We start from the raw sequence: 287 nt of genomic DNA, 5'->3' as shown, positions 1-287 counted from the left end.
TCAGATGCGCTTACTGATGCTGATTCAGATGCAGACTCAGACGCACTTACTGATGCTGACTCAGATGCGCTTACTGATGCTGATTCAGATGCGCTTGTTGAAGCTGATTCAGATGCAGACTCAGATGCGCTTACTGATGCTGATTCAGATGCGCTTGTTGAAGCTGACTCAGATGCGCTTACTGATGCTGATTCAGATGCAGACTCAGACGCACTTACTGATGCTGACTCAGATGCGCTTACTGATGCTGATTCAGATGCAGACTCAGACGCACTTACTGATGCTGA

Annotated in this window: 1 protein-coding gene; it reads left to right on the top strand. The window is 47.7% G+C overall.

The window, feature by feature from the left end; all coding sequences use genetic code 11:
- The coding region (locus tag CJ191_RS09375) for a hypothetical protein (protein WP_445534774.1) at window positions 1-287 on the top strand (287 nt) is incomplete at both ends.

This window comes from Aerococcus viridans (assembly GCF_002871935.1).
GTDB classification, from domain to species: domain Bacteria; phylum Bacillota; class Bacilli; order Lactobacillales; family Aerococcaceae; genus Aerococcus; species Aerococcus viridans_B.
Note: the sequence above shows the minus strand (reverse complement) of the source record. Positions and strands in the feature narration are given on the sequence as shown.